The 22,642-nt window shown below is 46.7% G+C and carries 18 protein-coding genes; 12 read left to right on the plus strand and 6 right to left on the minus strand.

The window, feature by feature from the left end:
- Positions 1-38: 38 nt before the first annotated feature.
- The 5 genes from BWI93_RS23640 to BWI93_RS23660 all read right to left on the minus strand — a co-directional run bounded on the left by BWI93_RS23640 (position 39) and on the right by BWI93_RS23660 (position 7,733).
- The gene (locus BWI93_RS23640; protein ID WP_094816013.1) at positions 39-512 is read right to left on the minus strand and encodes an SRPBCC domain-containing protein; all 474 of its coding nucleotides are present in this window, start codon (positions 510-512) and stop codon (positions 39-41) included.
- Positions 509-841 carry a helix-turn-helix transcriptional regulator gene (locus BWI93_RS23645; RefSeq protein WP_094816015.1) on the minus strand — a complete coding sequence of 111 codons (333 nt, stop codon included), beginning with the start codon at positions 839-841 and terminating at the stop codon, positions 509-511. Before BWI93_RS23645 ends, BWI93_RS23640 begins: the two co-directional genes overlap by 4 nt.
- Positions 842-979: 138 nt before the next feature.
- A complete protein-coding gene (locus BWI93_RS23650; RefSeq protein WP_217902328.1) occupies positions 980-3,712 on the minus strand; it encodes a DUF5695 domain-containing protein in 2,733 nt (910 codons plus the stop codon).
- Between the two features lie 21 nt (positions 3,713-3,733).
- Complete coding sequence (locus BWI93_RS23655) at positions 3,734-5,413, minus strand: DUF885 family protein (RefSeq protein ID WP_255158035.1); 1,680 nt, start codon at positions 5,411-5,413, stop codon at positions 3,734-3,736.
- A 61-nt stretch (positions 5,414-5,474) separates the two neighbouring features.
- A complete protein-coding gene (locus tag BWI93_RS23660) occupies positions 5,475-7,733 on the minus strand; it encodes a S9 family peptidase (protein ID WP_217902329.1) in 2,259 nt (752 codons plus the stop codon).
- 932 nt (positions 7,734-8,665) lie between these two features.
- On the opposite strand from BWI93_RS23660, the gene BWI93_RS23665 reads away from it, so the two are divergent.
- The 4 genes from BWI93_RS23665 (at position 8,666) to BWI93_RS23680 (ending at position 11,828) form a co-directional block, all read left to right on the plus strand.
- On the plus strand, positions 8,666-8,938 hold the full coding sequence (locus BWI93_RS23665) for a potassium transporter KefB (protein ID WP_255158036.1): 273 nt from the start codon (positions 8,666-8,668) through the stop codon (positions 8,936-8,938).
- A gap of 29 nt (positions 8,939-8,967) precedes the next feature.
- Entirely contained in the window at positions 8,968-10,212 is a 1,245-nt protein-coding gene (locus BWI93_RS23670; RefSeq protein WP_094816024.1) for a DUF4153 domain-containing protein, read from the plus strand.
- A gap of 394 nt (positions 10,213-10,606) precedes the next feature.
- Positions 10,607-11,215, plus strand: a complete 609-nt coding sequence (locus tag BWI93_RS23675; RefSeq protein ID WP_094816026.1) for a hypothetical protein — start codon at positions 10,607-10,609, stop codon at positions 11,213-11,215.
- A gap of 88 nt (positions 11,216-11,303) precedes the next feature.
- Complete coding sequence (locus BWI93_RS23680; protein WP_094816028.1) at positions 11,304-11,828, plus strand: DUF3997 domain-containing protein; 525 nt, start codon at positions 11,304-11,306, stop codon at positions 11,826-11,828.
- A gap of 74 nt (positions 11,829-11,902) precedes the next feature.
- Here BWI93_RS23680 and BWI93_RS23685 read toward each other — a convergent pair whose 3' ends face one another.
- Positions 11,903-12,952 carry a YafY family protein gene (locus tag BWI93_RS23685; protein ID WP_141217579.1) on the minus strand — a complete coding sequence of 350 codons (1,050 nt, stop codon included), beginning with the start codon at positions 12,950-12,952 and terminating at the stop codon, positions 11,903-11,905.
- An 80-nt stretch (positions 12,953-13,032) separates the two neighbouring features.
- On the opposite strand from BWI93_RS23685, the gene cas6 reads away from it, so the two are divergent.
- From cas6 to cas2, 8 genes are all read left to right on the plus strand, one after another.
- Positions 13,033-13,821 carry a CRISPR-associated endoribonuclease Cas6 gene (gene cas6 / locus BWI93_RS23690; RefSeq protein ID WP_094816033.1) on the plus strand — a complete coding sequence of 263 codons (789 nt, stop codon included), beginning with the start codon at positions 13,033-13,035 and terminating at the stop codon, positions 13,819-13,821.
- A 321-nt stretch (positions 13,822-14,142) separates the two neighbouring features.
- Positions 14,143-16,146 (plus strand): hypothetical protein, encoded by a 2,004-nt coding sequence (locus tag BWI93_RS23695; protein ID WP_094816035.1) that lies wholly within the window; start codon positions 14,143-14,145, stop codon positions 16,144-16,146.
- A 1-nt stretch (position 16,147) separates the two neighbouring features.
- Positions 16,148-17,248, plus strand: coding sequence for a DevR family CRISPR-associated autoregulator (locus tag BWI93_RS23700; protein ID WP_094816037.1), 1,101 nt, complete (start codon positions 16,148-16,150; stop codon positions 17,246-17,248).
- On the plus strand, positions 17,241-17,945 hold the full coding sequence (locus BWI93_RS23705; protein WP_094816039.1) for a CRISPR-associated protein Cas5: 705 nt from the start codon (positions 17,241-17,243) through the stop codon (positions 17,943-17,945). Before BWI93_RS23700 ends, BWI93_RS23705 begins: the two co-directional genes overlap by 8 nt.
- Before the next feature lie 592 nt (positions 17,946-18,537).
- Positions 18,538-20,226, plus strand: coding sequence for a CRISPR-associated helicase Cas3' (cas3, locus tag BWI93_RS23715; protein WP_094816043.1), 1,689 nt, complete (start codon positions 18,538-18,540; stop codon positions 20,224-20,226).
- A 128-nt stretch (positions 20,227-20,354) separates the two neighbouring features.
- Positions 20,355-20,867: a CRISPR-associated protein Cas4 gene (gene cas4 / locus BWI93_RS23720; protein ID WP_094816045.1), complete on the plus strand. Its 513-nt coding sequence runs from the start codon at positions 20,355-20,357 to the stop codon at positions 20,865-20,867.
- 49 nt (positions 20,868-20,916) lie between these two features.
- Positions 20,917-21,927, plus strand: coding sequence for a type I-B CRISPR-associated endonuclease Cas1b (gene cas1b, locus BWI93_RS23725; RefSeq protein ID WP_094816047.1), 1,011 nt, complete (start codon positions 20,917-20,919; stop codon positions 21,925-21,927).
- 73 nt (positions 21,928-22,000) lie between these two features.
- On the plus strand, positions 22,001-22,264 hold the full coding sequence (cas2, locus tag BWI93_RS23730; protein WP_094816049.1) for a CRISPR-associated endonuclease Cas2: 264 nt from the start codon (positions 22,001-22,003) through the stop codon (positions 22,262-22,264).
- Positions 22,265-22,642 lie beyond the last annotated feature (378 nt).

The raw sequence follows: 22,642 nt of genomic DNA on the forward strand, positions 1-22,642 counted from the left end.
TAAGTTTTCACAGATACGCAGGCGTTCGCCTGTTCTATTTAGTGCTCAATCAGTTGGCTGACCACTTCCTGCAACCGATCATGAGCCCAGTTTAAGCCCTTGGCAAAAGGCAATTGAAGGAGCTGATCCCGCAGGGCAACCGAACGAAATACCTGATGCATGGTAAGTCTACTCGTGGTATCAGATAAAGCTTCAAATTCCAGAAATTCCAGTTGTACGTCGAAAGGAGAATCTTCCATTTGAAACGTTCGGGTGATTTTTTGATCTGGTATACATTCATGAATGACACCATTGGCCCGAAACACGACTTCTCCCTGGGGATTCGTCGTTTCAAACTGCCAGCTACCGTGGGGTTTACTTTCCAGCTTCAATACTTTGGTGCCCATCCATTGCTCCACGAGTTCGGGAACTACGTAAGCTTTAAACAGTAAGGCTACGGGTAAGTCAAATTCCCGGGTAATCACCAACTCCTGCTTACCAGCTTCGGCCTGAATCTTTGTTTTCTGGGTCATGACTCCTTGCTTTTTGAGGAATAGTCTTTCATAAGGGCTTCCAGTGTGTTAAACCGCTCCTCCCATAGTTGACGGAAAGGCTCGATAAAATCAGCGACCTCCTTCATCTTTTCTGGATTCAGTTGGTAGTATATCTCCCGACCGTTGGGTTCGGCTTTGAGTAATTCGCATTCCGTCAGTATCTGTAAGTGCTTGGAAACCGTCGGGCGGGCGGTATCAAAGTTGGCGGCGATTGCTCCCGCCGGCAGGGCTTGAGCGGCCACCAGCAAGAGGATTGCTCTTCGCGTGGGATCAGCAATTGCCTGGAATACATCTCGTCTTAAATTCATTGCGTAGTCATTTGACTACAAATAAAAGCGTAGCTAAGTAGCTACGCAAATTTATTCCCATAAAAAGCTGGTTTTGTAAAGAAAAACCCCGGCCACTTAAGGGGCCAGGGTTTTTAAACGTACCTGAAGGTAGGTTGCTTATTTCTTCGCTGACGATACCAGCGTAATCGTCTGCGTTTGATTGGTCAGGGGAATTACGTAGGCTTCCCGTTCCTGGGCAAATGCTTTTTTCGGATGATACGACTGTTTACCCGTTTTCAGTCGAAGATATGCCGTTGGCGTAGTGACCGTAGCGGGTTGAAGGCTAAGCGTAACGGTTTTCGTTTGCGGGTTAAGCGTTACCTTTTCAATTTTTCCGGCATCCAGACTGATATCCAGCCCAACACTCGCCAGAAATACGCTGGTCCGAGCCGCTGTGGTAGGCGTCAGCGTCACGTCTGTTTTGCTTTTAGTCACGTTTCCGCCAAAACCCAGCCAGCCAAACTCCGGATGTTGCGTCAGGAAAGCGGTCGTATTCACCGCGTAGCCAAAGAATCCGCAGCCGTAATCGCCCGAAAGAGCGTCATTCTCAAGCGTAGAGGGGAACGAGTGAAAAGCGGCGGGTCCGAATCCGTCTTCCGTAATGTTGGCAATCGCTCCCATCAGGCCACCGTAGCCCACGCGAAGCAGGTAGAAATCGTCCGGCTGATCGCGGTAGGCCGTCAGTACCGGGATGGCGTTGAGACCCGAGCCATAGTGGTGAATTTGCCGTTCGACCCGAGAGATTTTTCCACCGTACAGAAAATCCCAGTACCGACGGGCGTTGCCGTTGTAAGCCCAGTGCGGTAGCGTGGGCATATAACCCAGAATCGCATTCAGCGTTACCTCGGCTTTGTCGCGGTAGCCGAAGTAATACGACCAGATGTAGACTTCTTCCTGACCCGTGGAATCCCAGGGCATTTCGCTGCCGAAGGGATACGCCAGCGATTTCCAGAGGTCGGCCCGTTTCTTCATGGCCGCTTCCAGTTCGGAAGCCAGTGCCGTAAGTCCTTCGCGTTTCAGGTCTTTCAGAATCAGGAAGAAAACGGTGCCTTCCATCTGTCCGAACTGAGCGTAGTACGGAGCCAGCTTCACCATGCCCAGAGCCGTTTGACAGGCGTTTTCCAGGTAAAATTTCCAGTCCTGCTGCGTGACCAGATCGCGGTGATTACGGGCCATTCGGTACATGACCCAGTGAGCCGCGGCTACGTGCGGATAATTGTAAGAACGACCCAGCGATTCGGCTTCTTTACGGGGCCAGGCCGACCAGCCCTTGTAATTGACCGCCGTACTGTAGGTATTCGGCGGCATGGAATCGGGCTGGTAGTAAAACAGACTCTTCCGAACGCCGTACTTTTCCGGACCTTCGTTGTGCTGAATATTGCCCCACAGGGTCTGGTTGACAAAGCGTTCCAGTTTCTGAATTTCCTGCTGATTAGGCACCACCAGTTGTTTCATCATCGCTCCGAGCCAGCTTCCGGCCCCGCCTTCGTCACTGAGACCCGCCACCCAGGCCCGGCTGTCCTGCGTCACCTGCTGTTTGGTTTCGTAGTCGTAACTAATCACCGAGGGACTGCGATGAAACGTATCTTTTGGTACCTCGAACCACTGCTTCGTCGTCAGGAAATTCCCAAAATCAGCAATCGTTTCGGCTTCGGGTTTCACTACTTTATAATGAATCGTTTGCGTCAAGCCATCCTGATACTGAATCGTCAATCGAGCCCGTCCCCATTGTTTCCCGCGAATCAGATACGCTTTCCAGCCGTTTTTGGTAGCCAGATCAACCTGCCAGCTCAAAGCTCCAGCAGGTTCTACCTGCACGGATTTCACTGCCGAAGGGTATTTCAGAAAAAGTCGGGCGTTCACATCCTGCGGAACCACATAACCGGGGATACCCACTGACACGGGCCGCTTCTGCTCCACCAGGGTCGATTCAATACTACGAATAGCCGGAGCCAGGACCAGCTTCAGACCGTAACTTTTACTTTCGCCGGGTTGCAGCGTCAGCGACGTCGGCTGATTCCAGGGCTGAGCTTTCGACCAGTCCTTTTCCGCGTGGGCTTTACTGTGAACCATCCACTCGTGAAACCCTTCAAACGTAATGCCCCGGGGGGTGGGGTCATCAAGTAAAGGATTGTACGCTTCAAAAGGCGTATTCCCCTCGGGCAGTACCAGCAATACCGGACCTTTGCCGTGCAATCGGGTTACCTGCAAGTATCCGGCTTCCTTGCCAATGTAAGGATCATAGAACACATTGCGGTCGTGGGCCTGCTCCAGCGTATTTCCCTCCAGAATGTTGTTGAAAATCAGCGGAAAACCGAGTGATCCGATTTCTACGGGCTGCGTACTTTTGTTTTTCAGCGTGAAGCGTACCACCCAGCCTTTACCCGACTGTTCCCAGCTTCGTTTGACTTCCAGGGGAAATTCGGCGGGAAAACTAGGCGACAAATCGGCGGAAGCCGCTGCCGGTTTGGTAGCAGGCAAGGTCTTGACATCGCCTCGCTTCTGAGCGGAAGAATAGGCCTGCCAGTCCGACTGCCCCGGAGTACGAAGCCGTAGATTAATATCTCCCAGATGATAGAGTCCATCACTACTGCGAACCTTGAGCCGATCACCGGGAGTAAAATCAAAGCCTTTTTCTGCATTAGGTTTCAGCGATGCCACCGTTTGCGAGGCTTTCACCAGACGTAGCTCCAGGGCTGGGCCCGGCAAGGTTACGTAGCCGCTTTCCAGATGGAGCGTCGATGGTTTTTCCTCCAGTTTTTTCCAGGGAGACTGTTGAGCCCAGAGCGGCGTAGTAAGAGCGAGTGCACTCACTACTAACACGCGATGGGTCATCGTTTTCAAGTTCATTGTGAAGTAGTTGTTCAGGGGTTATTTAGCAAAAGAATAAAACTTCCAGCTGGTCTGAAAATCTTTTCGAAGCGGCTGTTGGGTCAGCAAGGCCCGGATGAATTCCACGGGCAACTCGTTGAGTTGAAGGATGGAATCGTGAAACTGCTTATCCGTCATTTTTCCGGAATCGACCAGCTCCCGACGGAGGGCCATAAACTGAAGCCCACCCGTCATGTACGCCAGCTGGTACAGCGGTTCGTAACCACCCACGAAGGAACGGCGTACTTCTCCCTCGGCATTGGCCCGCTCATGCCCGACCCGGTCCACCAGAAAGTCAATGCACTGCTGGGGTGTCCATTTGCCGAGGTGATAATTAAGCGAGAAGATAATCCGGGCACAGCGGTGCATTCGCCAGAACAGCATACCGATTTTATCTTCCGGTGACTGCGGAAATCCTTTATCCCAGAGTACCATTTCCCAGTACAAAGCCCAGCCTTCAATCCAGAAGGGCGTCGAAAAACGACGGCGGTGCGTCTGATACCGGTTGTTCATGAACATTTGCAGGTGATGCCCGGCAATGAGTTCGTGGTGCACCGTCGAGCGGGAAAAGTGCGGATTGTTTCCCCGCATACTCATCAGTTTATCGGCGTGTTCCATCCCGGAGGTTGGGTACGAAATCAGAATCTGTTCGCCGCCGAGAAAGAAGGGATTGATCAGTTGCCGCTCGGGGGTCATCATCCCCATTCGCCAGGTTTCTTCCGCCAGCGGTGGGATCGTAATCAGGTTGTGCTGCTTGAGAAAGTCCATGGATTCCTGATACAGTCGCAGGATCAGTTCGGGTTGCTTTCCGGCGGGTACATAACTGTTTTTGACTTTTTCCTGAGCCGCCCGCCAGTCATTGCCAAAACCCATTTCACGACTGGCTTTCAGTAATTCCCGGTCGCACCAGGCAAATTCCTGATTGGCAATGGTGAGTAACTCCTCGGGCGTGTAGGGAATGTATTCCATCTTCAGCTGACGCATCAGCTCCTCGCGTCCAACGGCCACGCCTACAATTCCACTGCCGTCCTTGGCCTTTTCGCCCAGCTGGGCCCGGGGTTGAATGGATCGGGTGAGTTTCTGTAATTGTTCAATGAGTTTCGGGTACGGTTTGGCCATCCACCAGGTAAAGGCGGGGTCATATTCGTTGTAAAACTCGAATACACTTTTAATGGCCTGTTCCAGTCCTTTCACCGTTTCTTCCGCCCGGCTAGCCAGTACAGGGTCCATACTGGACATCTTTTCCAGTTTTTCTTCAGCCTGAGCGGCCTGTACCGTCCAGGTACTGAAATCCTGGGCGAGTGCTTCGGCGTTGAGAGCCAGTCCCCGCCGCCGCTTTTTTTCCAACCCGTAAATCGGTTCAGCAAAAGGAAACCAGCCTTTGATGCGTTCGGATTCCTGATCGGCCACGGTATACAGCCGCAGGTCTTCTTTCAAATCCCGTTGAAACAATAAGAAATCAACCTGATTGTTGGGCGTCAAGGTTTTGAAATCGAGCTTATCCAGTTGCGAGAGGTACTGCTGATTCAGCTCCCTGAACCGCTGGCGGCGTTCGGGTGAATTGGCAATGGTATAAAACCGACGCAGACTGCCCAGGTCGGCCTCGTATTGAATAATGTGCTGGCTAAGTTTAGTCGGGTCAGTGGGACCCTGAGCCGTAGCAAGGGTACTTACGCTCATGAGAAGAAGAAAAGTGATACGCCGAACGTGCATAAACGGGAACGGTTAAGAGTGGTCAGTACTAACGCTCAGATCGGGACGCTTTCCCGGGCGTTTCTTCCGTTGCTACCGGGGCCGCGTTCCAGCGGGGCGGCTGTACGTTCAGCAGGTGACGTACGAAGAAGTCCCGGCGTTTGCGTTCGCCAAAGTCACCACCCGCCGAATGGCCCATGTTAGGTACGACGACCAGTTCAAAATTTTTATTCGCCCGAATCAGAGCGTCGGCTAGCTGGTAAGTAGAGGAAGGATCGACGTTATCGTCCATTTCACCCACGATGAGCAGTAATTCACCGCGTAGCTGATCGGCGTGCGTGACGTTAGAACATTCGGCGTACTGTGGGCCAATGGGATAACCCATCCACTGCTCGTTCCACCACATTTTGTCCATGCGGTTGTCGTGACAGCCGCAGGAAGCTACGGCTACTTTGTAAAAATCGGGCTGGAAGAGGACGGCTCCCGCGGCATTTTGACCTCCGGCGGATGTCCCATACACGCCCACCCGTTCCAGATCGAGGTACGGATACTTCTGAGCGGCGGCTTTCATCCACAGAATCCGATCCGGGAAACCCGCATCCTTCAGATTTTTCCAGCAGACATCGTGAAACGCTTTGGAGCGATTGGAAGTCCCCATGCCGTCGATCTGTACGACGACGAAACCCAGTTCCGCCAGTTCGTGCATGGCCGTATTGGTCGAAAAAGCTTTCGGCACAAAGGCACTTTGCGGACCCGCGTAGATCATTTCAATGACCGGGTATTTCCGCGAAGGATCAAAATTAGTGGGTCGAATGATGATGCCGTGAATGTCCGTCTGCTGATCGCGAGCCTTGGCGACAAAGGGTTCGGGAGCCTTCCAGCCCGCTTTTTCCCATTCGGTAAGATCGGCTTTTTCCAGCGTTGTGATAATCGACCCGTCGGTAGTCTTGCGAAGCACGGTAACCGGTGCCTGATTGATCCGGGAATACGTATCGACGAAGGTGGAAAAATCCGGCGAAAACGTAACCTCGTGCTGGGCTGCTTCGGGCGTAAGGGCTTTCAGGCCTTTCCCATCGAAATTAATCTGGTAGTAATGCAGGTAATACGGATCTTCGCCGGGCGTTTGGCCACTGGCGGCAAACAGAATGGTCCGTTTCGCATCATCCACGTGGACGACATTCCGAACGACCCAATTTCCTTTGGTAATCTGATTTTTGACCTGAGCCTTGGCCGCGTCATAGAGGTAGAGATGATTCCAGCCATCGCGTTCGGAAGCCCAGATGATTTCCCGGCCATCGGGTGTATCGTGGCGAAAACGCTTGCCGCTGTAGTCGATGAAGGTCTTGCTTTTTTCCTCAATCAGCGGACGGATGCGACCCGTACCGGCCTCTACTTCCAGCACCCGGTACACCTGATGGCCGCGTTGATTGTATTCCAGCGTAAACGCTTTGCTGTCCGCCCGCCAGTTGGGATCACTCAGTTCGTACTGCTGAGCAATCAGATCCATCGCAATGGGCAACTGCTTTCGCGAGGCGATATCAAACAGCACGGGTTCCTGAATGGGCAAGGCATCGCCGGGTTTGAGGTAATTACGGGTTTCCAGTTTGGGCTGGAGCTGATCCGTGGGCGAGGAACGAATCAAATAAATAAGATGCGGCGTATTTTTACGCGTTTTCGTTCCCGCCAGTTTCGTACCATCGGGCGACCAGCGAAGATCACTGCTGTAGTACTCCCCTTCCGAGCCGTCGAAACTCATCGGAAACTCCTCTTTACTGCGTTCGTTACGAACGTATACGTTGTAATTTTTAATAATAGCCGAATAACTACTGTCGGGCGTGTACAAACGTCGAACCTGCTCGCCACGTGAACGATCGCCCCAGTAGCGATTCATAGCCGACATACTGCCTTTCTTGCGAAGTTGTCCGGCGTCGTACGTCCATTGGGAGCCTTCGGCGTCGAAGGAGAAACCCGTAGCCGTGCGTTTCAGTCCCTGGATGGGCAATTGGTACGCGGGAATGGTTTTGCTCAGGGCTTGTTCAAGCTGTCTGGCTAATCCCTCCTGATCGAAAGCATTGCTACGTTTGCCCGTTTGACCATCCACCTGGATATACTCCCTGCCTTTCGTAGTTTGGATCATATACACCAGGCCAGTACCGTTTTCCTGCCAGTTGATCTGTCGGGGAATGTGGTAAGCCCGGTCAGCGAGCTGCTTTTTTAGCGTTTCGCTTCGTTGATAATCGCGTAAAGTTCCCTGGGCGTGAGCCGTAGTGAGTGAACAGCAAAGGAGCCCGATGAAGAGGTATCGCATAAACATAGGCGGATACAAATGAGGTTAGTGTAATACGGGACGCAAACGGTTTCGTTACTCGTATCCGTTTGCGTATCTTCAAAGGTAGATAACCACCTCTTAGACTAACTCCCAATATTTACTAGGCTTTGATACTTTTTTCACTAGTTTTTTAGGGTTATTTAGAATATCTGCCAAATATTTATCAGTACTGGATGATTTGTTACCAATAAAAAGGAATATCGGATCGTAACTTGAAATGAAATCCATTAAAAGATGGGCCGGGTTGAAAACCAACTTTTAATGATTGGTCGAGCCAATGGCTCTGGGAAGTTTGCCAAGGCTTGCGGGGAAGAGTCGTAAGCTAGGCTCATATTGTAGAAACGGATTGAAATCAAGCGATATACGTACGTTGCGTCAATATATTCAATTTTACGTACTTACTTCGCGTCCCTATCACTACATCAAAGCCTGTCTGAACTTATACCGTACCAGAAACAAGGGCGAGTTACTACAGAATTTTAGCGGTTACTGACGAATGCCCCGAACTGCTTTGCCCGAGCGTTGAGCATGTTACTACTGAGCAATGATCTCGTAGGAATTGCTTGTAACCTTTAGATAGGCGTCTCCAGCAGAGGAAGTAAAATTTTTTAGCAGAAAATAGACAGAGTATTTGTGAAAATAAAAACCATTAATAACTTTGAACCACAAAGTACTTTTAGAAAATTATTAAAGCACTGATCGATTACCTTGAACGTATTTTCTGATTTTGAAAGCGTAATCTTTCGTGAATGCTTAATAGTACCGTAAAACCCTATTTTTTATTCGTTCACTTTGCATCACAAAGTACTTTAACTAATTCATAATCGATTCAATACGCAACGACCATGACACCGATCAGCTCATTCTCCAGCCCATCTTTCTTTACTGTTTCTTTCGTTAAACACCTGGTCGTGGGAACCACGCTTGCTCTACTGCTGATTTCCTTTTTTCTAGCGGGTGTGAAGCATCCTAATCCAAATTGGCCTGCGTACTGGATGGTTCGTCCGCTGGTACTGGTTCCCGTCGCGGGGGCTCTGGGTGGTGGTTTCTTTTACATGGTCAGACAATGGGGACAACACGAAACCTGGAAAAAAGTAGTGGCTACGCTGATCGGCGTACTGGGTTACCTGGTAGCCGTATGGATGGGTACGATTGTGGGCCTGGATGGCACTTTGTGGAATTAATCATTCGATAAGCGTTAAGAAAAGCTTCCATGAAAGAGCAAATCCGTAGTCAGCTGCACGATCCCCGGCAACTCGAACACTTGTACCGGACCAACAAAGGATCGTTTAAACGGGAATTCAACAGTCTTTATCCCGAACTTCGGGGTAATCCCCTGGCCGACTTCTGGCATGAACGGCTTCAGTACGAAGGCGATGAACTGCACTGGGGCAGCCGCGGCGAATTACTATTCATCGGAATTGCGGCTTTACTGGCCGGACTGATTGCTAAATTTCCCGTCATCTTTGGGTTCCGCGAGGAATTTTTCTATCCCCGGAATATCGGCTTTATTGCCTTTCCTCCTTTACTGGCCTATTTTGCCTGGAAGCATCGCTTGTCCACGTCCAACCTTGCAATCATCGTCGCTCTGAGTCTGGGGGGGCTGGTGTTCATCAATGTTTTCCCGGATGTATCCAGGAGTGATACACTCGTTTTGTCGTGTATTCATCTGCTCTTGTTCCTGTGGTCAATACTTGGCTTTACGTTTGTAGGAACCGTAAAAGATGACCCGGAAAAACGGCTCAGCTATTTACGTTACAATGGCGATCTGATTGTCATGACTACGTTGATTCTGATTGCTGGCGGCATTCTAACGGGTCTAACCCTGGGCTTATTCGAGTTAATCGGCCTGCACATTCAGAAGTTTTACTTCGAGTACATAGTCATTTTTGGCCTGCCTGCGGCTCCGCTGGTGGGTACCTACCTGACGCAGACCAATCCCCAGCTCGTTGGCAAGGTATCTCCCGTGATTGCCAAACTATTCAGTCCGCTGGTACTCGTCATGCTGGTGATTTATCTGATCGCCATTTTCTACTCGGGGAAAGACCCTTACCAGGATCGCGAATTCCTGCTGCTGTTTAATGCCTTACTGATTGGGGTGATGGCCCTCATCTTTTTTTCGATAGCGGAAACAAGCAAAAACCAGCAGCGAATGTTTGAGGTCTGGATACTCGCCCTCTTATCGGTAGTAACCATCGTGGTGAATGGCATCGCCCTGTCAGCGATTGTATTCCGAATTTCAGAATGGGGCATCACGCCGAACCGATTGGCCGTGCTGGGCAGTAATATTTTGATACTGATTAACTTACTACTCGTTACGCTTCGACTTTTTAAGGTCATCGCCAAGAAATCAGACCTCATTGACGTAGGTAAAGCCATGGCCTTTTACTTGCCCATCTATAGCGTTTGGACGGTGATCGTTACGTTCCTTTTTCCCCTGTTTTTCGGATTCAAGTAAGTCTTTGGCATTCTTAGGATTTAGATGATCTGCCCCTTTCTGTAACCAAGAGGCTGGGATTTTTCTACTAATCGGTACGGGTTTGGGAATCTGCACTAGCCTAGTCCTTTTTTCAACCAAACCACCAAACACCGGTAGGACCTTGTATAAAATGCGGGGAACCAGACCAGCCGGGCAGGCACAGCCTACGAAGGATAAAAGTCCGTAGCGAATGCTACGGACAACCCGTCCCGATTACTGCATCGAATTTCTATAGTCACCTCGATCTGGAGGGGAAACTGGCATTCCCAGCCGGAAGGCTATCGGTTTGAAAACTTGCATCTGTTTCCCCTACACCTGCTCACCTATCCAACATCAACCACCCAAGTAATCAACCTTCATCCTTTATTACCCAATGAAAGGTTTCTATATCGTCCTGATTATTATTTGTCTGTTACTGTTTTTTACGCCCATTCTGAGCTGGGCTGTCTTTGCCTTGATCATGTCCACCTGTAACGAGGAACCTCTTCCCTGGCCAGAAAAGCAAAGGGAGTTGCAGAATGCGGCTTATTACAAAAATGTGGAAGTCAATATGCCTCGGTACAGCAAAGTCATCGACCTTTTATACCAGCAAAAGGATGCTTTGCTCGAAGAGGTTTTAAAGGATACGTTAAAGAGGGAGTCGGACGGCTGTTATACGTTTATCACCGAAGAAAAAGCAAACCATCAATCGTTCACGGTGGTACCCAAAGCCGTTCAGAACCAGTTAGCTACCTATCTGACCCCCGAGGAGCAAAATTCTTTATCGTATGAAGTATGCAGCAATGGAGAAATAACCATACGAATTGCACACCGAACGGATCGTGATAAGTACATCAATATCGTGCATCGGGTATCCAACTTTGTTCACCACAAGTCACAATTTTACGACTATATCTACAAAGCCAAAAAATACAAGTCTTACTACTATGTCATTGAAGTCCAAGAGGCCTTTAATCAGATTGATCCCTGTGGCTTGTTCTGATTATTTTCCCGTATAGGGTTTACCGGTAGTCGTCTAACATCCTTTTGTAAAAACGGATTCGCTTCCATAGGTCTTCACTTTTTCTCCCATGCGTACTCGTTCAGTATGGCAACTGTTACTTGGACTAGCCCTGACAAGCCTGGTTATTCTCTTACCCATTTTAGCCTTACTCATGCTTGGGGCAGGCGGTATGGACTATTACGAAGACCTGCCCGGTGGGTATCTCTTTCGGGGTGGTGATGGAGATGCAATTCTAGCTCCTTTAGGCAAGGAAAGTATTGGCGGTAAAGTCGTTCAGTATGCGTATGATGACACCTTCATTATCGCTCGACAAAAACCCGAATATCGCGAGTATCAAACTATGATTGCTGATAGTGTAAGGCGAAATAATCACAAATATGCCGCCAACAGCTATGCGGATATTATGGAAACCAGTACCCTGGCTGATCGAATCATAGCCCGTGATCCGTTCTATCAACGCATCTTATCAGCCAAAGAAAATTATTGGATTATCGATCATCGCAGCCGTAAACGTTACGGACCTTTCACTACAAGCGAGTACCAACAGCAAAGACAGATATTACGCATCCCGGCTTCTTTTATTCTGGAATAAAAAGGGGAAACCGGTTTTAGTAAAAGCCATCGTCAGGGTAGTTCCTTGGTAGAAACAGCGGGTCAAAGCGTTTGCTAGCTCGGCTTATCGGACTGTAAATCTTCGTATTGCTGTCCGGCCCGCCCATGAAACTGCCGCAGTGAATCAATCAAAGCCGGTGGGGAGAGTACCCGTACGGAATCGCCCAGTCGGGCCAGTTCGAAGACTAACTCCTGATTGATGATAATCGACAATTGCACGCGAAATTCTTCCGGTGTATCCAGCAAAATATCTTCTTCCCGAAAGGGATAAAAAGGCTGAGCCTGAAAGCGAAGGCCCTCCCGGTGCGAAAAAGATAAGACTACTTCTTCGGCCGGATGATCGTATACGGCTACCCCTAACGCCGGACGAAAGTAAGCGTCCGCATCAAACGGTGGGGGATCAAACGGTAGTTCGCTCCGCTTAAGCGTTCCCGTGACCACCCGATCTAAACCAAAAACCCTTAGTTGGGGCGGATCCAGCTCATAGCCGATGATATACCAACGGTTGCGATGTTCCTTGAGCAGGTGCGGAAAAACCGTTCGTGAGCGGGACTCCGATTCGCCGTATTTCTGATACTGGAATTCAATCACCTGCTTATGCAGACAGGCCGCCAGTACTACATCCAGCAACGCATGGCCTCGACCCGACGGTACGGCTTCGAAAATGATATGAGCCTGCGACTGTAGAGGCTGACCGAAACGGAAACGTACGGCCTGTTCAATCTTGTCAACGGTTCCGCGAAAATCAGAGAATACGGCTAAATCCCGGAATTGATTCAACGTTGCTACGGCGTTTTTCAGAGCGGCTACGTCCTGATCCGTTAGCTCGATCTCGACCGTTTTCAGGTCAAATGCCTGGGTATAACAGTAGCCACCCCGCCGACGGTCATAATGGATGGGAGCCGCGTACCGCTCCCGCATCCGGACGATGTCTTCTTTAAGCGTACGTTCGGCCACGCCACAATACTGCATGAGCACAGCCGTAGGAACGGCGGCTCCCCGGCGAAGCTGCTCGTTAATAGCTTGAAAGCGTTGCGATTGGGAGGCGGGCATGGAGATAATCTTTAAAATTAATTCAGCATCGTGCATGGAGTCTGCACGCAACTTACAAATCTTTGTCAGGCTAATAAAGAAAAACTTTTTACTTCGTGTTAACCTTTTGACCTAGAACTGGATACGTAGATATGCAATTTCGCTTAACCCTCCGACCTACTTCAACTCAAACGCTGGTACCGTTTAACTACGCGTATCGGCTGAGTGCCTTCATTTACAGCGTACTGGCCGACGCCGATGTTCAGTATGCTCAATTCTTACATGATCAGGGCTACACATATTCCTCAACCCGACGATTCAAGCTTTTTACGTTTTCGGATCTGATCATGCCCCAGGCCCGGGTAGATGCCAGAGCTGGTGGCTTATGGGTGAATAGTCCTACGATCGAGTGGGTGGTAAGTTTTTACGTAGATGAGGCGGCCCAGCATTTCATTATGGGTCTTTTTCAGGATCAGAAGTGCGTCATTGCTTCTCCCCGCCATCGGACAGAATTCATCGTCGAACGGGTAGAAGCTCTTCCCCTCAACATTACAGAAAATACCCTATACCTTCGAACCCTTTCTCCGGTAGTCATCGCTCAGAAAGACGAACGCGGCATGGATCAATACCTGCATCCCGCCGACGAAGCCTTTGGACCTTTACTGGTTTCGAATCTGCTGGCAAAATGGCGTAGTATACCTCTGGTAGCGGATCGAGAAGATTGGATAGCAGACAGCCTGACCTACCGATTCGTAGCAGGACGATCCGAACCCAAATCCCGGCTAGTCACGATCAAGGAGAACTCGCGGGAGGAAACCAAGGTGCGGGGGTATTATGGGTTTTCGTTTGAGCTAACGGGGCCAAAGGAGATTCTGGAATTGGCTGTGCTTGCGGGGGTAGGGCGGTATAATGCGGAGGGGTTTGGGTGTGCGAGTAAATAATAACATATAATCACTTAATAGTCAGTATAGTACGATTAGAGACAAGCATATTATATTTCAATTCTGTCACTGACTTTGAAAAGTAAAAATATGTCAAAATAATAGTGTAAGCAATATTTGGTAGAGTTAAGCATATTATTGGATTGTTTTTATCATAGCATTTGTTTTAGTTTGTTGAGAACAACAAAAACAGCGTTATGAAGAAGCATGCGGATACTCTAATAAATAGACCTGTACGATGCAGTCTTTGCGGGTTAGCTACTCAAGCAGAGCGAGAAGACCACTGTGAAATATGTTGCAATTTAACCTTCTTTATATGCGATGATACTGTTTAGAATCTATACTGGCAGTGCGATGCTCAATAACGCGTTGCAAACTATTGAAGCATTGACCAATCAACGTATCAATACTTTAGATACTAATACGTTACTTAAACTATTCAAAAATCCGTACAATGACGGTTTACATACCCTTACACGCTTAAATAAGCGATTGAAGAGCTACACCATGCTCTTTTCTAAAAATGGCCCGCTGCTCAATGATAAAGAGTTTGGTGAAGCCATCTACAACCAACTCATTGCTGGCATTCTGGAAAACCCTGAGAATGAGGGTCCGTATACTTGCGAATTGTCAGGGTTGAGGTTCAAGACTACATTCGATGCTTTCTATGAACAAACACTCCGCAAGGTAGGTTATCCAGCCAGTAAAATTAATGGTAAGGATAAAACTGTCAATCGATGTTGGTTTCCATTACTCGGTGGGTTAGGCTCTGATGCTCAGGCTTTACCACAAGCCAAATATGCACTTACGGTACACCCTATTTGTTTGGCTATTATGCAATTTTTACCCTTATCTGCGGTACTTTACAAAGGTGGAATTTTATTGATTGATTCATCGAATGAAGAGTTGTCTAAACGGCTAATAGCTGATCATGTAGCCCTCATAAAAAGTAGAGCTACGGCAGGTTCATCGAATTCATCGGTTGATAACGTTAAGGATTTCACTAAAGGCCATTACTTAGATAGAGCCTTGCAAATTCTTGCGGATAAGGAGCGAAATGATAAAATCACTGCTTTTAATCTTTGGAGTTTTACCAATTCTGGAACAGGAGCTAGTTGTGAGATAGATCGTATTCCAAATCAATTAATCGTCAAGCTACTCAAGTTGTACAGAAGCCCTTCACTGAGGCCAACGCTGGAAGGGATTTTAATGAATTCAAAAATTCAGTCTGGTTTCCTAGATTCTCTCGAAGGAAACTTAGATTTCTATGGGCTATACGCCAACAAAAATTCAAAAGGCGTTTCTGTTCAATTTTATGAGGAATATCAAAGGCTCATTAGAAATGATGAAAGGTTAGAATATGCCAAATATATTGCCCACCTGTTAGCTAAAGAAGAGTGGAGTAAAGCTCAAAAGAAATTCTTAGAAAAAACAGATGCTCCTGCTGATGACTATGCCTTATATAAAAGCATGGTTTACGAATCATTAGTAAAAGCAGCAACTCGTAAAGAATGGCATTGGACTTATCACATTTCGATTCTCAATCATCCTGAAAGAAATCCCATAGATGCTGCGATTAGTCGGATGTATAGGATGGTCCATTTCTATTATCTACACTTATTAACATCACCAGATGATATCGGCGTAACAGTCCCTGCTATTTCTAATATATCTAACCTACCTGTCGGCCAATCAGTTAATCTATTCTTTCATTTGCTGGGTCAGGACAAGCGTAGCTACAGCAGTCGATGGTTAGGGTCTCGGTATCAGGAAGGCAGTCCATTGCCGTTATTAATTCGAGAAGGCAGTCAGTTTTATGAGCTTGAAGTAATTTATGCTTTATTGTTCGACGCAGAAAACCGATTAAACGCTTATGGCCTTCGTGACATTGTAAGAATCTACTTAAACTATTACCGTGAAGAGTCAATACCACGCTTAGAAAAACAACCCATCAACCTCCTTCCTAAAACAAGTATTGAACAAAAGGACTACTTGCAACATTTTCATCAGTTCGCGAAAGAATATATCTATTACTACCAGGAAGGACGAAGCAAAGGTCAGTTGGATGAAGAGAAATTTCACCAGCATGTACTGATTCCAATGCGGAGAGAGAGTTTTCAAATTGCTCAATGGATAGATTCTGTTCGAGAAAGTATGGCCAAACTTGAAAAGGAATTGGAACTACCTTTTGCCTCTTCAATTCCTCCTGAAAAGCTTCTGTACGATTATATGGGCAGATACAATCCATCGTTTGCCCGATTTGCTATTGAATATCTTCTAAATCAATTTTATCACCAATTAACTCATTCCTTTATAACACTTTAATATGGCAACTCTTAATAACATTACTGGTGCATTAGTCATTGATGGTACAGCTGCTTTTTTAAATGGTGCAGGTCTAGGTGCAGGAGAAGATCGCAACAAAGTAGTACCTAAAACATTTAAGGAACGTGCGGCGAATGGCCGTTTAGAAGACGTTCCATATGTATCCGCACAGGCATGGAGACGATGGCTTCGAAATACATCTAATGAAGAGAATAACTGGACACCAAGTGAGTTACAAGCAATTGGCGTCTCGAAAAAAGGTACAACTAACAAAATAGCTACACAACTCGATCCAATTTCATTTCCAGAAGATGATTTGTTCGGCTACATGCGTAGTGGCGGAAACGATAAGTCGGGATCAGGAGACGAAGAGGATGAAGATGAAGCCCCAGCAAAAACGAAAGCGGAGAGTGTTCAACGTACGTCGCCCTTTAAATGCTCTGTTTTAAAGGGTATTCGAGGTAAGCGGACGTTAAACGTTGATGAGGGTTTTGTACACCTCAAAGAAAACACGCCGCTTCCCTACTCAACCCAATTCTACGCAGCTCATCTTGAGGGATTCTTCAATCTCGAATATTATCGACTTGGGCAATTCGATAATCTGGGGAGTAAACAAGAGTTGGCCTCCGAGACAGTGAAACAATATGCAGATCAGTTGGATAGCAAACCTTTAGGAGCGAAGGGGACATTCAAACGCTTCACGCTATACAATGCTGAACAATCACGGAAACAGCGTGCTGCCGGGTTACTTCGTGGATTAGCCTTCTTACGGGGTGGGGCAAAGCAAGCCGCCTTTGGAGCAGATGTCAGCCCTAAAGTGCTGATTTTAGCCGGAATTGAATGTGCAAATCCAGTTTTTAATAATCTGTTTGAAGGTTCTGGCGAAATGCCATCTTTAAAAATAAACGCTTTAAAACAGATCATCGACGACTACCAAAGCAAACTGGCTACTCCCGTTTATATTGGTATACGTGAAGGCTATTTGCAGAACGAACTTGAAGTTAAAGCACTTGCAAATAATTCCACAATTGTGGTAGGCTCGCCTATAAGCGTTGCTCAAGATTTTATAAATGCTCACTTGACTACAACGCCCAATGAATGAAGTTTTGGAAGTTCAATTTGACGGATGGACAGCAACGCCACGCCTGCCCTTCGTTCTTTCTGGAAACGCCCTATGCATGACCGTCCCCTCTTATTCTTCGCTTCTTGGACTGATTGGCTGTTGTTTAGGGCGTATCGTTTCACATGATGAGGTACAGATTGGATTTCATTATCAATATGTGACAGAAGCTAATGATTTGGAAACCCGTCATCGATTAGAGTTTGATGGCCGAAATGTCAAGCCACACGCTAAGGGTACGGATGCATACAAACGGGAGTTTCATGTTATAGCGGAAACTGATTCAGTAGGTGATCTTCAACCCTGTTTGACTCTCTGGCTCAATCGTACGGATTGGATGGATTACTTCCGCTATCCGGTTGGTACACCTGCACTGGGACGCTCGCAGGACTTATTGCGAATTCGCTTTAATTCAGTTCGGGTGGTCGCAGTCGAGGCCATTGCTCAGGCCAAACTTAGCGGATGTGCCTTACCTTTTTCACCCGGTATGCAGGTAGCTGGACAGTTAGTGCAGCTAGCCGATGCTTACGAAGAACACTCGCGAATAGGGGCAGGTCGAAAACCGATAAATCCACGTGTCTTTATCAATTTAGCGGCAGGCAATGGCCAAGAAGTATCAATCAATAATTTGTTTAAAACCGAGGAGGGAAAAAGTTTCTATTTACACAATTGGCAATAATTAATATGGACTTCAGCGTTTACAAAGCCAAAAGCGATGACTCAACGTTTGCTTTATGCATGACGCTTGAGGAACATACACGAAGAGTAATCAGGGCGGCTATCGAACTAGTAAACAGATTGCCTTTCACGGAGCCTGAGCGTAAGGAGTGGCTAGAAAAAGCTATTCGCTGTGCTGTATGGCACGATATAGGTAAAATTCATAAGCATTTTCAGCTAAATCTAAAAAAGGAACAACAGTCGTAAGTATTCGTCATGAGCTCATCTCACTCTGGTTTTGTGAACAGTTTTTAAAGCTTCCTATCGATGAATTATTTGCGATTGCTACGCACCATAAGGGGATCGTTTCAGATGGTTTCAAAAAGCTGTCTTTTTACGAAATCGGAAACGATTTAGCCTTTCATCTGGCCGAAGATTCTGCATTAATTGAGAATGCTGAAAATATAGTAAAAGAGTGGAAAACAATTTTTAAAGAGGTTTGGCCCATAAGTAATAATCTTTCTCCGAAAGATTATTATTCTGATGAAATTCACGGCCTTTTATCCAAGAACACACAACAATCAATAGAAGTAGACAAGTTGCAACTAGCTCGTATGCGTGGCTTACTAATGGCCGCTGACCACATTGGTTCTGCAAAGACAGAAAGTGAGCTGCCCATATGGAAACGACTTGAATTGACAGATTTTTATCCTACTACTATAAATGATGAGAAAAAAGTCATTCGAGTACCTTTCCGGCCATTTCAGGAGCAAATGCAGCATTACCAAGGCGATGTCATCTTACACGCACCAACAGGGTCGGGGAAAACGGAAGCTGCATTAAGTTGGGTGTATGCCAATCAGACAGAAAATGTCAGGTTATTCTATCTTTTACCATATACGGCTAGTATCAACGCTATGACACGTAGGCTTAAAGGCGTTTACGGCAAGGACCGTGTAACGGCTCTACATAGTAAAGCTCTTGATTTTTTCTATGAGGAAGCGATCAACGAAACGAACAATTTTCAAAAAAGTGAAGAGATTGCTCGAAACAAGCGGTCGGCTTCACGTGAATTGTTCTATCCTGTCAAAGTAGCTACCTTGCATCAGGTATTGAAACATGCCCTACATGGTAAAGGCTGGGATATGAGTTTATTTGATTACCAAAATGCACTATTTATTGTTGATGAATTTCATACCTACGATGCACACCTAACAGGCATGATGCTGGCTACACTGAAGTGGCTTAAACGATTTTGCAACGCCAAAATTATGCTGATGTCGGCTACGATTCCTAAGTTTTTACTTGAGCGTCTTGTCAGGGAATTATTTGATGGCGATGAATCCAGCGTCTTACGTCCAAATCCAAAAGAACCCGCAGATGCCGAAATACTGAAACGCATCCGTCATAAGCTAATCTGCCAAGCTAACAAAACCATTATTAATTCAATTGATCAGATTAAGCAACTATTAGAGGAAGACAAGAAGACTGTGCTGATTATTGTCAATAATGTTAGCACATGTCAAAAACTTAGTGAGATTTTTGAAAAGTACAATCCTAAATTACTACACGGCGGATTTCATCGTGAAGACCGTAAAGAAATTGAAAAGAGCATTACGGCTGATGATCGAAAAGAACGTCCTTCACTACTAATTGCTACGCAGGCTGTAGAGGTTAGTTTGGATATTGATTATCATGTTGCTTTCATAGAAAATGCCCCTATTGATGCACTGATTCAACGATTCGGTCGCGTTAATCGAGCTGGGAAGCGTAAAAAACCATCAGAAATATATCTTTTTGAAAATAGCGTTGGCAATACCAAACGTATTTATGACAAAGCTATCGTAGATGAAACATGGCGTGTTCTGTTGAAACTGAATGGACAAGAGTTATCTGAGCAACATTTAGTCGATGCCTGTGATGAAGTTTATGCGAAGGGTTATACTGAAGAACAAGAACGAGATTTTCTGATCGGTTTCACGCACGAACGAATTGTTAATTTTGAGAAGACATTTCACGCGGGTGACTGGGCAGATTGGGTTGAAGAAGTTATTGATAAAAGTAATTTAAAAATTGACGTTCTCTGTGAGAATTTGAAATCCGAGTTTGAGGCCAGAAGAAAGGAAGGCAAATACATTGAAGCCAGCCAGCTTTTAGTGCAGGCTTATCCTTGGGAATGTCCTAAAGAACATCAGTTAAAATTGGAGGATAAGCAAAATACGCTTGTAGCAACTAATTTCAAATACATTAAAGGCGTTGGTTATCAACGAATAGAACGTTCACCTGATTTTAATTTTTTATAGTATATACATGCGATAATCTTGAATCAATTCTGCTGGTATAATCAAAGCAGAGTTACTTTGACATTATTGAAAGTATATAGAAATAAATAAGCGGAAGTAACTCCTGTTTTCTAAACCGTTTACCATGCATGTCCTACCCCAACGCTACCTTAATTAACTACTACCACCTTTGCCACCGGAAAATGTGGCTTCATGCCAATCATATCCGTATGGAGCATACTTCAGAAGCCGTTGCCGAAGGCAAACAACTGCACGAACACGCCTATCCCCAGCGAGCCGAACGTTACCGCGAAATTACCCTCGACGGTTCTAAAATCGACTTTTATGATCCCTATAACAAAGTCGTCCATGAAATCAAAAAATCCGATAAGCTTGAGCACTCTCACGTGGCTCAGGTGCAGTTCTATCTCTATCTATTGCAAAAGAATGGCGTAGCAGGAGCCACGGGATTGATCGAGTATCCCAAACTCCGCCAGACCCAGACGGTTTACCTGGAAGAGACGGACCTATCCGTAGTCGAGAGCTGGATTCAGGATATTGAACGTATAATAAACTCCGAACAGTGCCCCGGGCGAATCAGTAAGAGTAGATGTCAGGCCTGTAGTTACTTCGATTTTTGTTACGCCGAGGAAGTTGAATAGACGTAGTCAGAAGCCTGACCCCTTCCTTCCCCTTTTCTCTACCACACCCATGAAACAGACCAAGTACCTGATGAATCCCGGTCGGCTGAGTCGGCAGGATCATACCCTCAAGTTTACGCCCGTTGACGAAGACGGAAATGAAGGACAGCCGCGTTTTCTGCCCGTCAACCAAGTTTCCGACTTGTATGTGTTTGGAAGTTTAGACGCCAACTCTGCCCTGTATAATTTTTTGGGGAAAGAAGGGATCGCCGTACACTTCTTTGATTACTATGAACACTATACGGGTTCGTTCATGCCCCGCGAGTACCTGCTGGCGGGCAAAATGCAGGTAGAACAAACCAAACATTACGTCTCCGGCAAGAAGCGAATCATTCTGGCTAAAGCCTTTGTCGAAGGAGCGGCCACTAACATTTTACGCGTCCTCAAATACTACGAAAATCGGAAAGCCGGCGGGCTCAACGAGGCCATTTTAACCATCGAGCAGCTAATGACCCTGATTCATTCGGCCACGGACGTACCGTCGTTGATGGGCATCGAAGGAAACATTCGACAAACGTACTACAGCTGTTTTGATGCGATTCTGGGCGAGACTTTTTGTATGGAAGGGCGGAGCAAGCGGCCCCCGCAAAATGAATTAAACGCCATGATTTCGCTGGGAAACATGCTCTGTTATTCGGCTTGTTTAAGCATGATTTACCATACCCAACTCAATCCGACGATCAGCTTTCTGCACGAACCCGGTGCCCGACGGTACTCGCTCGCCCTGGATATGGCGGAGATTTTCAAACCCATTCTTATCGACCGACTTATTTTTCGAATGGTTAATAAAAAGCAGTTGCAACCCTCCGATTTTCGAATGGAAGTAGAAGGTTGTCTCATGAAAGAAGCGGCCCGCAAACGGTTTTTAAAGGAATTTGATACCTCGCTGAAAGAAACCATCAAACACCGCTCGCTGGGCCGGAGTGTAAGCTACAAACACCTGATTAAACTGGAATGCTATAAATTACAAAAGCACCTGCTCGGCATTGACGCCTACAAACCTTTTAAAGCCTGGTGGTGAATGGTTTATAGAATACTTCTTCGTTCTTTATACTCCTGCCTCTGGAGATTTTCTTCTTCAAAATCAATAAAAGATGTATGTCATTTTAGTGTACGATATGGGCCAGAAACGCGTGGGCAAGATGTTAAAACTTTGTCGGCGTTACTTGAACTGGATCCAGAACTCGGTTTTTGAGGGTGAGATGACCGACGTACAGTTGAGGGAGTTATTACACGAAGCGAAACGGATCATGAATGAAGAGGAAGACAGCCTAATTTTGTTCAAGAATCGCGACCAGAAGTGGCTGGATAAACAAATCGTCGGTATAGAACGGCAATCAACCGACGATTTTTTGTAAAACGGGATCGTCGATCGAATTACACAGCTCGGTGGCAGTTACCTGTTTCGTGCATTAATTACCCTTCTACTGACATAAAGCCGTGATTATCAGAAGTCGTCGATCGACGGGTATTTTCATACCATTGGAGATCGACGATTTTTTGATTTAATTTATAGCAAGTAAGTAGCGTGCAGAAGCCTGAAAAGGCCTTTTTTACACGTTTTTGATTGGGGTCTTAATCGTACCAGAGTGGAATTGAAATATGGTGGTGGTGTTCCTAGCTCATTTACGGGAACAGGTCTTAATCGTACCAGAGTGGAATTGAAATGGTACCGGACCATGATTTCCTGCGGAGCCGTGCCCAGTCTTAATCGTACCAGAGTGGAATTGAAATTT

The organism is Siphonobacter sp. BAB-5385, assembly GCF_002261125.1.
Taxonomy (GTDB): domain Bacteria; phylum Bacteroidota; class Bacteroidia; order Cytophagales; family Spirosomataceae; genus Siphonobacter.